General features: G+C 45.8%; 10 protein-coding genes and 2 riboswitches. Of the genes, 8 read left to right on the top strand and 2 right to left on the bottom strand.

Annotated features, from left to right (window positions below; genetic code table 11):
* The first annotated feature begins 115 nt into the window (after positions 1–115).
* The gene (locus tag CLOSA_RS20000; RefSeq protein ID WP_013274550.1) at positions 116–934 is read left to right on the top strand and encodes a hypothetical protein; all 819 of its coding nucleotides are present in this window, start codon (positions 116–118) and stop codon (positions 932–934) included.
* 144 nt (positions 935–1,078) lie between these two features.
* On the opposite strand, the gene CLOSA_RS19995 is transcribed toward CLOSA_RS20000, so the two are convergent.
* Complete coding sequence (locus tag CLOSA_RS19995; RefSeq protein WP_013274549.1) at positions 1,079–1,969, bottom strand: AraC family transcriptional regulator; 891 nt, start codon at positions 1,967–1,969, stop codon at positions 1,079–1,081.
* Positions 1,970–2,205: 236 nt separating this feature from the next.
* On the opposite strand from CLOSA_RS19995, the gene CLOSA_RS19990 reads away from it, so the two are divergent.
* The 4 genes from CLOSA_RS19990 to CLOSA_RS19975 all read left to right on the top strand — a co-directional run bounded on the left by CLOSA_RS19990 (position 2,206) and on the right by CLOSA_RS19975 (position 7,377).
* Entirely contained in the window at positions 2,206–3,519 is a 1,314-nt protein-coding gene (locus CLOSA_RS19990) for an ABC transporter substrate-binding protein (protein ID WP_013274548.1), read from the top strand.
* A 79-nt stretch (positions 3,520–3,598) separates the two neighbouring features.
* Complete coding sequence (locus CLOSA_RS19985; protein WP_041709526.1) at positions 3,599–4,504, top strand: carbohydrate ABC transporter permease; 906 nt, start codon at positions 3,599–3,601, stop codon at positions 4,502–4,504.
* Positions 4,505–4,516: 12 nt separating this feature from the next.
* A complete protein-coding gene (locus CLOSA_RS19980) occupies positions 4,517–5,392 on the top strand; it encodes a carbohydrate ABC transporter permease (protein ID WP_013274546.1) in 876 nt (291 codons plus the stop codon).
* Positions 5,393–5,421: 29 nt separating this feature from the next.
* Entirely contained in the window at positions 5,422–7,377 is a 1,956-nt protein-coding gene (locus CLOSA_RS19975; RefSeq protein WP_013274545.1) for a DUF5107 domain-containing protein, read from the top strand.
* Positions 7,378–7,462: 85 nt separating this feature from the next.
* On the opposite strand, the gene CLOSA_RS19970 is transcribed toward CLOSA_RS19975, so the two are convergent.
* A complete protein-coding gene (locus CLOSA_RS19970; protein WP_013274544.1) occupies positions 7,463–8,848 on the bottom strand; it encodes an alanine/glycine:cation symporter family protein in 1,386 nt (461 codons plus the stop codon).
* Between the two features lie 106 nt (positions 8,849–8,954).
* A riboswitch (glycine riboswitch) is annotated at positions 8,955–9,046 on the bottom strand.
* A 208-nt stretch (positions 9,047–9,254) separates the two neighbouring features.
* Positions 9,255–9,383: riboswitch (SAM riboswitch) on the top strand.
* A gap of 160 nt (positions 9,384–9,543) precedes the next feature.
* Between CLOSA_RS19970 and metK the strand changes: the two genes are divergently transcribed.
* The 3 genes from metK to CLOSA_RS19955 all read left to right on the top strand — a co-directional run bounded on the left by metK (position 9,544) and on the right by CLOSA_RS19955 (position 13,898).
* A complete protein-coding gene (gene metK / locus CLOSA_RS19965) occupies positions 9,544–10,731 on the top strand; it encodes a methionine adenosyltransferase (RefSeq protein ID WP_013274543.1) in 1,188 nt (395 codons plus the stop codon).
* A gap of 351 nt (positions 10,732–11,082) precedes the next feature.
* On the top strand, positions 11,083–12,477 hold the full coding sequence (locus CLOSA_RS19960; protein ID WP_013274542.1) for a PTS mannitol transporter subunit IICB: 1,395 nt from the start codon (positions 11,083–11,085) through the stop codon (positions 12,475–12,477).
* Between the two features lie 89 nt (positions 12,478–12,566).
* On the top strand, positions 12,567–13,898 hold the full coding sequence (locus CLOSA_RS19955) for a PTS mannitol transporter subunit IICB (protein ID WP_013274541.1): 1,332 nt from the start codon (positions 12,567–12,569) through the stop codon (positions 13,896–13,898).
* Position 13,899 lies beyond the last annotated feature (1 nt).

The raw sequence follows: 13,899 nt of genomic DNA, 5'->3' as shown, positions 1-13,899 counted from the left end.
TACTTTTTTATTGGATAACAGACTGTATTTCGATATTTTAATGGAGTAAAAAGGACTGAGCCCACTTAATATCGGAGAAAGGAGAGTATGTTTCTATTCAGCATACATAGAAGAAATGCAAATTATAGAAAAATTTATTGAGTCAAAGTATGGTAACAATGCTTTGTGCGAAGATGGATTATTTATCAATGAAAAATTTATTGCAGTTATGGATGGAGTCACTGCCAAAGGAAAAATTTTATGGAATAATAAAACCAGCGGGTTTCATGCAAAAGAAATTCTGATGGATGCAATGGAAGATTTTAATGGAGATGAGAATGCATTCCAGGTATTAAAGTATTTGAATATGCAGCTTCATAAGCAATATCATGGAAATGATGAATATTTTATTAAAAACACAGCGGAGAGATTACGTTCTACCATTGTAATTTACAGTCAAATGCATAAACAGATTTGGAGTTTTGGAGATTGTCAATTTAGCATTAACGGGCAGGCGGCTAAAAAAGAAATGGAAATTGATTTGCTATTGGCAGAAGTAAGATCTGCTTATCTTCATTCGGAACTTATCAGTGGGAAATCAGTAGAAGAGCTTTGTCTCTCGGATCCATCCCAGGAAGTTATTTTTCCTTTCATTAAAAACCAGTTGTATTTTTCCAATTGTGATAAAGGAGGCAAATACGAATTCAGCGTATTAGATGGTTTTTGTAATGAATTCTCAAAAGCAATTATATGTGATGTCAAAAAAGGAGATACTGTTATTCTGGCATCTGATGGGTATCCAAGATTAGAATCATCATTAGCTGAAAGTGAGCTGTTTATAAAAGAGTTGAAGGAAAAAGATCCTTTATGCATTGATTACTATAAAGCGGTGTCTGGTTTTACAAACAAAAAAAGTTCAATTGATGACAGGACGTATATAAAATTTGTAGTGTAAGAAAGAAACGAAAGTATCCTTAAGAAGAACAAATAAAAGTCTTTTGTATTCATTTTGCGGCAGTTACCTTGAGATAGGCAAGGCAAAGAAAAGACTTTACTGGAAAGTAGCAAAGTCTTTTCTTTCTTATAAGTCCGGTATCCATCAGTACATTTTTTCAGACAGCTTCTTAATGGATGTGGCATATTCGGAAGGAGTCATTCCGGTCAGATGCTTAAACTGCCTGGAAAAATAGTGAACCGAGGTATAGCCCAGGTAATTGGCGATCTGGGTAAAATTAAGCTGCCGGTTCCTTATGAGCTGCTTTGCTGCATCTATTTTCATTCCGTTAAAATATTCGATGACGCCGGTATTTCCCTTTTCGCAGAAAAGCTTTTTTAACTGAGATGTGCTGATTAGATTATCCCGGCTGATCTGGTCAATGGTAAGCTGGGTGCAGATGTTCTTTTCAAAATATTCCAGGATGGTTTCATAGATATCTTCTGCGGAAGGAGTTTCCTTATGAAGTATGGGGGCCTGGCGTGCAAGGAGAGAGCGGCGGTACATCTGTATCAGGAACTGTTCCAGATAGATTTTTATCATCTGCTCTCCTGCAAAGGACTTCTGGTCCTTTCTCACCAGCACCTCCTGATAAGGGTTATCAAGCCTTCCCTCAAAGCAGAGGCGTGCTTCGGCTATGATGTGTGCCAGCAGTTCCTGTTCTTCCTGTCCTACCTTCAGGATCTGCTCCTTGAAAAAGGCCATGGAGGGTGACTGGCAGTCAAACCCGATGACAACAAGGTTGGGGGCGATGATCCCATTGGCCAGGACCCGGTGAAACTCATTTGGCTGATGGAAAATCACCTCTCCCTTGTGGAGGGTCAGCCGCTCATGATCGGCCACTACATCCACTTCTCCTTTATCTACACAAAGCAATTCCCAAAAGTTATGGGATTCCCCTGCAAAGGTGAAATCACTCATGTATTCAAAATAATGAATGCTGATGATCCGGTGGATGATAATCTCTTCTCTCAGTTCTGTATACTTATATTTCATATCTTTCTCCCTGGTTATATATTGTAAAATACCCTTGAAGCTCAATAAAGATGTTGTGCATAACGCATAGAATTTATTCCTATTTTAACTTCTAATTATGAAAAAAGCAAATGATAAAAAACTAAAATGTTAAAAATGATGACTTTTTGTACAAAGCTTTTTGTTCAAAAGTATAATAATATAGAGTCACCAAGAACATCTGACAGTAAAGTCGGATAACAAAGGGAGGTAAAATTATGAAAAAACGTTTTATTGGTGTTATGCTGAGCACAGCTATGGCAGCCGGCCTTCTGGCAGGATGCGCAGGAGGAAATTCCACAGCTACTACAGCAGCTACAACGGCTGCCGGGGCTGCCACTGAGGCACCCAAGGAAACAACTGCAGGCGGCGGAGAAGGGCTCCTCTACTGGACCATGTGGGAGGCAACGGAGCCTCAGGGCCAGGCGATCCAGATGGCTGTTGACAAATTTACGGCAGATACAGGAATCAAAGTAGACGTTCAGTTTAAGGGGCGTACAGGAATCCGGGAAGGCTTGCAGCCTGCTTTGGATGCAGGAACCAACATTGACTTGTTTGACGAGGATATTGACCGAGTGAATACCACATGGGGCCAGTACCTGATGGATCTGGAAGAACTGGTAAAGGCTTCCGGATATGAAGCCAATGCCAATGCAGGCTTAATGTCGGCCTGCAGGGAAGTGGGAAAGGGTACCTTAAAATCCATTCCTTACCAGCCCAACGTATTTGCATTTTTCTATAATCAGGCCATCTTTGATGAAGCAGGAATCAAGGAAGTGCCAAAGACCTGGGAAGAGCTGGATGCTGCATGCCAGAAAATCAAGGATGCAGGTTATACCCCCATTACCTGTGATGACGCTTACATTACAGCAATGTTTGGCTATCACATGGCCAGACTTTTAGGCGAACCGGAAACGGAAGCCATTGTTAAAGAAGGCAAATGGGATGACCCGGCAGTCCTTAAGACGGCTCAGGCTTATGAAGACTTTGCAAAGAAGGGATATTTTTCTGAGACCATTGCATCTAACGTATGGCCTGCAGGACAAAACCAGGAGCTTGCCATGGGAACAGCTGCTATGTACTTAAACGGTTCCTGGCTTCCCAATGAAGTGAAGGATATGGCAGGAGAAGACTTTAAGTGGGGCTGCTTCAGCTACCCTGCTCTGGATGGGGGAAAAGATGGAACCAATGCCTCCAACTACGGCGCTCAGGTTCTGGCCATCAATAAGAATTCCAAGAATGCTGATAATGCATTTAAGCTGATTCAGTACATCACCCAGGGGGAATTTGACAAGAAGATGTCCGAAATGTCAATGGGCATCCCGGCAGATTCCAGAAATGCAGAATGGCCGGCACAGCTTGCCAGCGTGAAACCTGTGATGGAAAGCCTTACCGTTCGGTATCCATGGGCAGCCGGAGCGGAAGCCAATGCAGACTTAACACCAATTATCAAGGAGAACTTTATGAAGCTTTGCGGCGGTTCCATTACGGCAGCAGAATACGTAGACGCTCTTAAGGCAGCAGGTAAATAATCCGGATCAGTAAGAATTTAGGGTGACACCGCTTTGGCGGTGTCACCACGTGATTAAGGAAGCCGGGGAGGTATTTAACGTGAAGAAGAATAAGACCATGATTGCCGTATTTCTAACACCGGCGATTCTAATGTTTGTCCTTGTATTCCTTTATCCCATTTTCAGGACGATTTTAATGAGCTTTTTTAAGATCGAAGGAATCACGGATTCAATGACCAAGTGGCAGTTTACAGGACTGGCCAATTACAGCAAGCTGGCGGGAACCAGTCTGTTCCGCATATCCATGTGGAATCTGTTCCGCATCTGGCTGATCGGCGGATTGATCGTCATGTCCCTGGCCCTTTTGTTTGCAGTTATCATCACCAGCGGGATACGTTTTAAAAGCTTTTTCAGGGCAATGATTTATCTTCCCAATGTAGTCAGCGCAGTGGCCCTGGCGACCATGTGGCTTCAGTATGTATACAGTCCCAAATTCGGTCTCCTTAAAAATGTGTTTTCATCCATAGGGCTTACGTATTTGTCCAAGGTCCAGTGGCTTGATAATGACCACAAATTCATGGCCCTGCTGATCGCTTACTGCTTTGGTATGGTGGGATACCACATGCTGATTTTTGCAAGCGGGATCGAGCGGATCGGAGAGGACTACTATGAAGCAGCCACTCTGGATGGGGCAAATAAAATAAACCAGTTCCGATACATTACCTTTCCTCTGTTAAAAGGGGTGTTTAAAACCAATATCACCATGTGGAGTGTCACCTCTGTGGGCTTTTTTGTCTGGTCCCAGTTGTTTTCAACGGTTACAGCGGATACCCAGACCATTACTCCCATGGTTTATATGTACATGATGATCTTTGGAGCGGGCAACAGCATGACAGAACGAAATGCAGGCCTGGGAGCGTCAATCGGCGTTCTGTTAAGCATCTGTGTTGTGGCAGTCTTTCTCATTTGCAATAAACTGATAAAAGATGATGATCTGGAATTCTAAGGAGGAGAATCTATGGCTAAAAAAAGAACGCTTATGGAGCCATTTAACTGGAAAAGAGAGCTTAAGCTATTTCCAGGATATCTGCTCCTGACTATTTGGATATTATTTACGGTTGTACTGCTGGGCTGGGTGGTGGCCGCCAGCTTTTCCACCACAAAGGCCATTTTTTCAGGCCATGTCTTGTCCCAGGGAATCCATTTTGAGAATTATGTAAAGGCATGGACCAATTCCAATGTTTCCTCCATCTTCTTTAACTCCCTGATGTATTCCGTTGTTTCCTGTACCCTTCTGGTCCTGATCTGCGCGCCGGCTGCCTACGTGCTGTCCCGGTTTCACTTTGCAGGCAATAAGATGATCCAGACCAGTCTTGTATCGGCGATGGGAGTGCCTGTGGTCATGATTGTTCTTCCTCTGTTCAGCCTTATCGCCGGAATGAACGTGCTGAACAACTATGTTGCAAATAAAGGGGTACTGATTTTCCTTTATGTGGGGATTAATGTTCCTTATACGACTATTTTTCTCCTCACTTTCTTTGCTAATATTTCCAGGGCTTACGAGGAAGCAGCTGCTATCGACGGCTGTCCTCCCATGAGGGCATTCTGGCTGATCATGTTTCCCATGGCCCAGTCAGGGATCATAACCGTAACTATTTTTAATTTTATAAATATCTGGAACGAGTATTTCATCTCCCTGATCTTTGCCAATTCCGACAGGGTGCGTCCGGTTGCAGTGGGACTGTATTCCATGATTAATTCCATGAAATATACAGGAGACTGGTCAGGCATGTTTGCATCCGTTATCATTGTATTTCTGCCTACCTTTATCCTTTATATCTTTTTGTCGGAAAAGATCATTGCCGGTATTACCGGGGGCGGAGTCAAGGGATAACGTTCATTAAGAGCCAGAGGAGGAGCGGAATGGAACCGCAATTAACATTTTCTGAAATCAGTATGGAGGTCAGCGATTTAGGACCGGATTCCGCATTGCCGGATATTTTGGGAGAACTCAACATACAGAATAAAGTGAAATCAATTCTCAATGAATATGAAGAAATCTATGAAGGCTATGGCCAGCTTCAAAGTGTTTATCCATACCGCCTGCAAAATACGTATAACCGCAAACTGAAACCGGAGAAGGTTCCTGTTGCCGTCCTGGAAAATGAATATTTAAAGGCGACCTTTCTTCCAACCTATGGCGGAAGGCTCTGGAGTTTCATTGATAAGCAGACCGGAACAAACTTATTATATACCAATGATGTCATCCGTCCAAGCAATCTTGCGCTGCGAAATGCATGGTTCAGCGGAGGAGTGGAATGGAATATCGGAATGATCGGCCATCATCCTTTCACTATGTCCCAGGTATTTACCGCGGAACTGAGCCTGGAGGATGGGACCACACCTGTGTTACGGTTCTATGAGTTTGAAAGAATCCGAAAGACAGCATATCAGATTGATTTCTGGCTGGAGAAAGAGAGCAGGTACCTAAACTGCAGAATGCGCATTCATAACCAGAATGAACAGGTTGTTCCCATGTACTGGTGGAGCAATATGGCAGTTCCGGAGTATCCGGGCGGGAGAGTGATTGTCCCTGCTCAGGAGGCTTATACAAATACAAACGGCATCATTGAGAAGGTATCCATACCTTATGTCCGGGAAACCGATGTGACAGCCTATGGGAACATCGAGACTCAGGTAGATTATTTCTTTGATATTCCGGAGAAAGAGTTAAAATTCATTGCAAATGTAAATCAAGAGGGCTATGGACTGGTCCAGATGTCCACAAACCGCCTTCGAGGACGCAAGCTTTTCTGCTGGGGGAAGAATGAGGGGTCTGACCGGTGGCAGGAGTTCCTGACAAAAGAGGCAGGAAGATACGTAGAGATTCAGGCCGGCCTTGGCAAAACCCAATATGGATGTATTCCTATGGCTCCCAATACTGCCTGGGAATGGATTGAGCAGTATGGTCCGGTACGGATATCAAAGGATACTCTGCAGGATTTCTCATCAGCACAGAAAGCGGTTGGTTCTTATATAAGGGAGCTGGCTGAATTTAATACTTTGGAAGAGAAACTTATAAAAACCCGTCAACTGGCAAAAACAGAAGGAACCGTTATCTATAGAGGAAGCGGATATGGTAGACTGGAAAACCGGCTGCGGGAAGAGCGCCATCTTCCTCCTCTTGCTCCCCAACTGGATTTCAGCAGTCCTGATACCAGGCAAAAAGAATGGGAAGACTTTTTACAGTGGGGAAAGCTTTCTTCTCCCGATCCGATGCAGGTACCAGAAGATTATATTCTGGATGATTATCTTTACCAAAGATTAAGTGATTATGTTAGGGAACAAGATTCCCATAATTGGTATGCCTGGCTGCATCTTGGCTTTCATGCCTATTATTCCAGGGATTTTTCAAAAGCAAAGAAAAATTTCCTGAATTCAGATAACTGTTCTGAAAATCCATGGGCCAAACTGGGGTTAGCTGCGGTTTACAGGTTAGAGGAGGATAGGCAGAATGCCGTGTCTTTTGCATTAGAAGGCATGAAACTATGCCGTAACAGCCTGTCTTATGCAAAAGATGTATTTAAACTATTAAATAATTGTGGCGCATACGGTGAGATGAAAGAGTTATACTTGGGTCTTCCGGATCCCATTGTGCGGGAAGGCAGAATAAGGTTATACTATATCATTGCTTTAAAGGAGCTTGAAGAATTTGATCAAGCGTATGAGCTGTTAATGGAGAATGGCGGTCTGATCGTAGAGGATATTCGGGAGGGGGAGGATTCAATAGGAACTTTGTGGCAGGAGATTTACCGGCAACTCTACCCGGAGGGCCAGGAAAAATTACCTCATGTATTTTGCTTTAAATCTTTTAGCTAAATAAATAAAAAGTGCCTCAAAAAATAATGTCCGGCAATACCTGCTTCGTCGCGGTTGCTTTGATATTATTTTTTGAGGCATTTTTTTACTTATCAATAACCGGAATGGGTGTCTCATCCCTTTCATCCAGGTGACTTAGATAATACCTGGTATCCTTGGCTACCACACCTGACAGAAGCAGCACAGCCACCAGGTTGGGGATTGCCATCAGAGCGTTGAGAATGTCTGAAATCGTCCATACCAGATCCAGGGACAGCACAGGGCCTACAACGACGATTGCAACGAAGATGATCTTATAGGGCAGCATACCCTTGACGCCGAATAAGTACTCACAGCACCGTTCCCCGTAATAAGACCAGCCAAGAATGGTGGAATAGGCAAAGGTAATGATGCCGATTACCAAAATCCCCGGCCCAAGGACTGGGATCTGGCTGAAAGCGGCAGTGGTCATCTGACCGCCGTTTTGGATCATATCCATATTGATATCAGGGTTTTTCATTACAGTCGTGACCAGAACCAGACCGGTCATAAGACAGACCACAACCGTATCCCAGAAGGTGCCGGTTGAGGACACCAGGGCCTGGCGCACCGGATTTCGTGTCTGTGCAGCCGATGCCACCAAAGGTGCAGAACCCATACCTGACTCATTGGAAAACAGTCCCCGGGCGATTCCATACTGCATGGCCAGCATGATGCCGCGGCCCACCAGCCCCCCTGCTACCGCACCGGGCTGGAAGGCCAGGGTAATAATTGCCTTTAAGGCAGGAAGGATGAAGTCAGCGTTTATAACAAGAATGATCAGACAGCCGGTCACATAGAAAAACGCCATAAAGGGTACAAGCTTTTCGCACACGGTTGCTATGGACTTGATCCCTCCGATAATGACAACCGCGGTGATCACCCCGAAGACAAGGCCTATTGCAATGCGGGGAATGGGCAGGGGAACGTTGTTTTCAATGATTTCAGCAATGGCGTTGATCTGTGTGCCGCTTCCAATTCCAAAGGAAGCAAACAAAGCAAACAAGGCAAAGAGAATGCCCAGCCACTTCAGACCCAGTGCCCGCTCCAGTACATACATGGCACCGCCCTGCATACGGCCATCCCTTGTCTGCACCCGGTATTTGACTGCAATCAGGGATTCCGCATATTTGGTAGCAATGCCGAATACGCCGGTCAGCCAGCACCAGAGAACTGCCCCGGGGCCGCCTAAAAATACCGCCGTACCGACACCTACTATATTGCCTGTGCCGATGGTGGAGGCAAGCGCAGTAGTCAGGGCCTGAAACTGGCTGACCTCACCTGGTGAATCTGGATCTTTTGTTACAGACAGCTTGATGGCTGTAAAGGTTTTGCGCTGAACAAAGCCTGTGCGCACGGTCATGAACAGGTGGGTGCCAAAAAGCAGTACGATCATGGGCATCCCCCATATTGCCGAGTCCAGTTTGTTAAAAAATTCAACAATTACCTGCATTGATTTTCTACTTCCCTTCCTTCATAATTTTTTGAAAAAAAAGAGTGGGATAGACTCCCACTCACAAAAAAACAGAGATTATGCGATATTCTCCCCCAAAAAGGGAAAAACCGCCTCTGTCCTTTTGCCTGAGAGTTTCGCGCCGAAACGCTTGCCCCTTCGGCCCCTGCATATGCAGATGTCTCCAGAGTGCCATCCGCCCACGGTCTGTGCTGTGCCCATTCCATGGATTTCATATGGCGATCATTTAAAGAATAGCGTCATTATACAATAGTGGCCCGGTTTTTGCAAGAAATTTATTCATCACTGGGATGTAATAGAATTTTCTTGACAGCTGATTTCAAATACGTTAAAATAGATATGCGTTAAACTTACAATTGAATAACAAATGAAAAGTACGTAATATCCCTTATTCAGAGTGATGGAGATACAAAGGATCTGTGAAGTCACGGCAACCCCGACCGGAAATGATGGCGTTTCGCCAGAAGGAGCGGCTGGAAGGTGCCAACCTGAGCGAGAAATCGAGCAATAAGAGGATTTGATACATTGTTGAATCAAGTCCGCGTTGCTGCGGACTTTTCTTTTTGTTATTCCCCCATGTGATATCAAGGAGGAACGCCCTGCAGGCATACCTGTTTTCCGGTAAAACGATGGGCTTTGCCTAATGAGCGTAGCAAGAAGGAGGAAATGACAACATGGAAAAATTATTGTTTACATCCGAGTCCGTTACAGAAGGACATCCGGATAAAATGTGCGACCAGATCTCTGATGCGATTCTGGACGAGATGTTAAAGCAGGATCCCATGAGCCGTGTGGCCTGTGAAACCTGCTGTACGACAGGTCTTGTTATGGTCATGGGAGAAATCACCACCCATGCATACGTAGACATACAGAAGGTGGTACGGGAGACCGTAAGGGAAATTGGTTATGACCGGGCAAAGTACGGGTTTGACTGTGATACCTGCGGCGTTGTGGTAGCCCTGGACGAGCAGTCTGCGGACATTGCCTTAGGCGTTGACCGTGCACTGGAAGCAAAGGAACACAAAATGTCTGAGGAAGAGATCGATGCCATCGGAGCCGGAGACCAGGGAATGATGTTTGGCTTTGCCAGCAACGAGACCGAGGAACTTATGCCATACCCCATCGCTCTTGCCCACAAACTGGCTCTTAAGCTTACAAAGGTCCGCAAGGAGGGAACACTGACCTATCTCCGTCCTGACGGAAAGACCCAGGTAACCGTGGAATACGATGAAAACGGCAAACCTCTCCGCCTGGATGCAGTGGTTTTATCCACTCAGCATGATGAGAACGTGAGCCAGGAGCAGATCCATGCAGACATTAAAAAATATGTATTTGATGAAGTCCTGCCAGGAGAGCTGGTAGATGAGAATACCAGATTCTATATTAATCCTACCGGACGCTTTGTCATCGGCGGACCTCACGGAGACAGCGGTCTGACCGGCCGTAAGATCATCGTTGATACCTATGGCGGCTATGCCCGTCATGGCGGCGGTGCATTTTCCGGCAAGGACTGTACTAAGGTGGACCGTTCCGCTGCTTATGCTGCCCGTTACGTGGCAAAGAACATAGTGGCAGCAGGTCTTGCCGACAAATGTGAGATCCAGCTTTCCTATGCCATCGGCGTGGCTCACCCTACTTCCATTATGGTGGATACCTTTGGAACCGGAAAACTGAGCAATGAGAAGGTTGTGGACATTATCCGCCAGAATTTTGACCTTCGTCCCGCCGGAATCATTAAGATGCTGGATTTACGCCGCCCCATCTACAGACAGACCGCGGCTTATGGGCATTTTGGAAGAAACGATTTAGATTTGCCATGGGAAAAGCTTGATAAGGTTTCTCTTTTAAAGGAATATTTATAATCATAACCATATAAGAAGGATGCCGCAAAAAACAGCTGGTTCATAGCTGATTTTTACGGCATCTTTTTTCTATGGATAAAGGCAGGCTCCGGTAAGACTGATTTCTATGAGAAAGATCCTTATGGGGAAGGCCTTAAAGCCTGTTTTAAGAGGAATTTATAAGGGGATGGGGCAAGGACTTTATGGTTTTTCATATTTGGCACTAAAACTAGCGCCAAATCCCAGTTTCTTCGAGTTGAAATCGGAAGCTCATATTGATTATAATAAGGCTATGAAAAGGAATTGATTGGCCAATCATACCTTCCACGGATCACACAGTAAATACTATATTATGAAGTGAGGGTATGTAATATGAAAGAGAAGGTACAAGTATTTGGCCGCTTTTTAAGCGGTATGGTAATGCCTAATATCGGTGCATTTATTGCATGGGGACTGATTACGGCATTGTTTATTCCAACGGGCTGGTATCCCAATGAAGCCATGGGAGCTTTGGTTTCACCTATGGCCAGCATGCTGCTGCCGCTTTTGATCGCCTATACAGGCGGTTCGGCTGTATACGGCCAGCGGGGCGGCGTGATCGGCGCAATCACAGCGATGGGCGTGATCGTTGGTTCCAGTGTTCCCATGTTTATCGGGGCAATGATCGTGGGACCTGCCAGTGCCTGGGTGATTAAGCAGTTCGACCGCAAAATGGGGGGAAAGGTCCCTGCCGGCTTTGAGATGCTGGTTAATAATTTTTCTCTGGGCATCATCGGTGCCATCTTAACGGTTATCGCCTTAAAGGGAGTTGCGCCTTTTGTAGAGGTTATGAACCGGGTGATGGAATCAGGAGTTGGGTTCTTTGTGGATCATAAGCTGCTGCCTTTGGCAAGCATCTTTATTGAGCCTGCCAAAATCCTGTTCTTAAACAATGCCATCAACCATGGGATCCTTTCTCCTATGGGAATCCAGCAGGTTGAGGAAATCGGAAAATCCATCTTTTTCCTTCTGGAAGCAAATCCAGGGCCTGGACTGGGAGTTTTACTGGCTTATTGTCTTGCTGGGAAAGGATCTGCCAAAAGTTCGGCACCTGGCGCAATCATCATTCACTTTTTAGGTGGAATCCATGAGATTTATTTCCCCTACATCCTGATGAACCCACTTTTGCTTCTGGCGGTTATTTCAGGCGGAGCCAGCGGAATCTTTGTGTTCCAGCTCCTTGGTGTGGGCCTGACCTCACCGGCATCTCCCGGAAGCATTCTGGCTGTTCTTGCAATGACGCCTAGAGGAGGATACTTTGGTGTGCTGGCAGGTGTTACGGTAGCAGCCGTTGTTTCCTTCCTTGTGGCACTTCCTCTGCTGCGGTTTGCAGGTAAAAGCGGAGATCTGGATGAATCGAAGGATAAAGTTCAGCAGATGAAGCAGGAGTCCAAAGGAAATCAGACAGTGGATCAGAAAACGGTATCTGGTGGGAGTGTTAAAAAAATCGTGTTTGCCTGTGATGCAGGTATGGGTTCCAGCGCTATGGGCGCTACCGTATTGAAAAAAAAGCTGGCAGCAGCAGGTTTCGGAACTATTGAAGTGGTTCACTCACCGGTTTCCTCAATTCCATTGGATGCCCAGATTGTGGTGACTCATAAGGAATTGAAGGAACGTGCGGCTCACAGCAGTCCCGAGGCACAACTGGTTTTGATCACCAATTTCCTGGCAGCTCCGGAATATGACCAGCTTGTGGAATCGTTAAAAAGCAATCAGGCAAATTTATAGAAAAAAATCAGCCTTTCTGGTATCCGATTGTAAACCATGATATAATACTTATATATGTATATCATGGGTTCAAAAGGGGAATTTCATAGATGAAAGTAGCGGGGAAAGTACTGAAGTATTACAGCAGGGTGATCGCTGAATGCATACCTTTGTTTGTGACAGCAGGGCTGCTGTCAGTCTTTTCGGCAGGCATATTCCAGAATGAGCACCTGTATGAAATGTCTAACATTTTATCTTTTCTGGTGATTCCGGTGTTTATGGGATATAAAGCAGGCACTATGTGCGGCGGGGATGCCGGCGGTTTAGCCGGCACCCTTGCCGCTTCTGCTGTTGTTATGACGGAGCCTGCTTCTGCCATGATCCTGTCTGCCATATCAGGCGGCATCGCCGGTTTCCTCTGCAGGAAGGGGCTGGACCGGATCAAGCACCGGATTCCTGCCGGCTTTGAGATGCTCTTCAGCAACTTATACTTAGCATCTTTAGGGCTGCTTGCAGGAGGCGCTGCCTATGTTTTGCTCATACCGGTGGCGGAATGGCTGCTGGGTTTTTTGGGGAATGGCCTGTCATTTATGATAGACAAGGGAACCATCCCTTTTATCAGCTTTGTGGTAGAGCCGTTAAAAATCATTTTTTTTAATAACTGGATCAATCACGGCTTTTTTCTGCCGCTGGGGCTGGAACAGCTGAAAACCCAGGGGAGTTCCATTTTGTTTCTCCTGGAGACCAATCCGGGTCCGGGATTCGGGATCCTTCTTGCTCATGCCCTGGTTTACCGGAACATGAGAAAACCAATGGTTTCCAGTCTAATTATCCAGTCTCTGGGGGGCATCCATGAAGTTTATTTCCCCTATGTACTGTCAGACATCCGATTATTGTCTGCTGCCATAGCCGGCAGCATTGCGGGAAATTACTGTTTCATGATGTCAGACAGCGGGCTTCTGGGGCCGGCTTCACCCGGGAGCATCATCACGATACTGATTATGGCGGATAAAAAGCATTGGGTGGGGATTGTTATGGGGATCCTTCTCTCCGCTGTGGTAACCTGCCTTTTATCCTGCCTGATCCTGTCGGGGAATAGGGGGAACCCATCCATTGATCAAGAAAAGGAACGGAAGGCCGGGGAGATGCCGATGAAGAGAATGGAACATGCCAGAATTTATTTTGTCTGCGATGTGGGAATGGGCTCCAGTGCCATGGCCAGTGCCCTTTTTAAGAAAAAACTAAGGCTGGAAGGACTGACAGGTGTGGAGGTTTTCCATGTGTCGGCTGACCGGATTCCTTCTGATGCAGATGCCATTGTCTGCCAGAAGGATTTTGCCCGCTTCCTGTCAGGAATTCATACTCCATGCTTTACGGTGGACAATTTAACGGATATGTCTGGCTATAAGGAGCTCCTGAACTGGTTAATGGGAGGTGGATGAG

Origin of the sequence: [Clostridium] saccharolyticum WM1 (assembly GCF_000144625.1) — a bacterium.
Classification (GTDB): domain Bacteria; phylum Bacillota; class Clostridia; order Lachnospirales; family Lachnospiraceae; genus Lacrimispora; species Lacrimispora saccharolytica.
The sequence above is the reverse complement of the archived record's forward strand: the minus strand, read 5'-3'. Positions and strand labels throughout refer to the sequence as shown.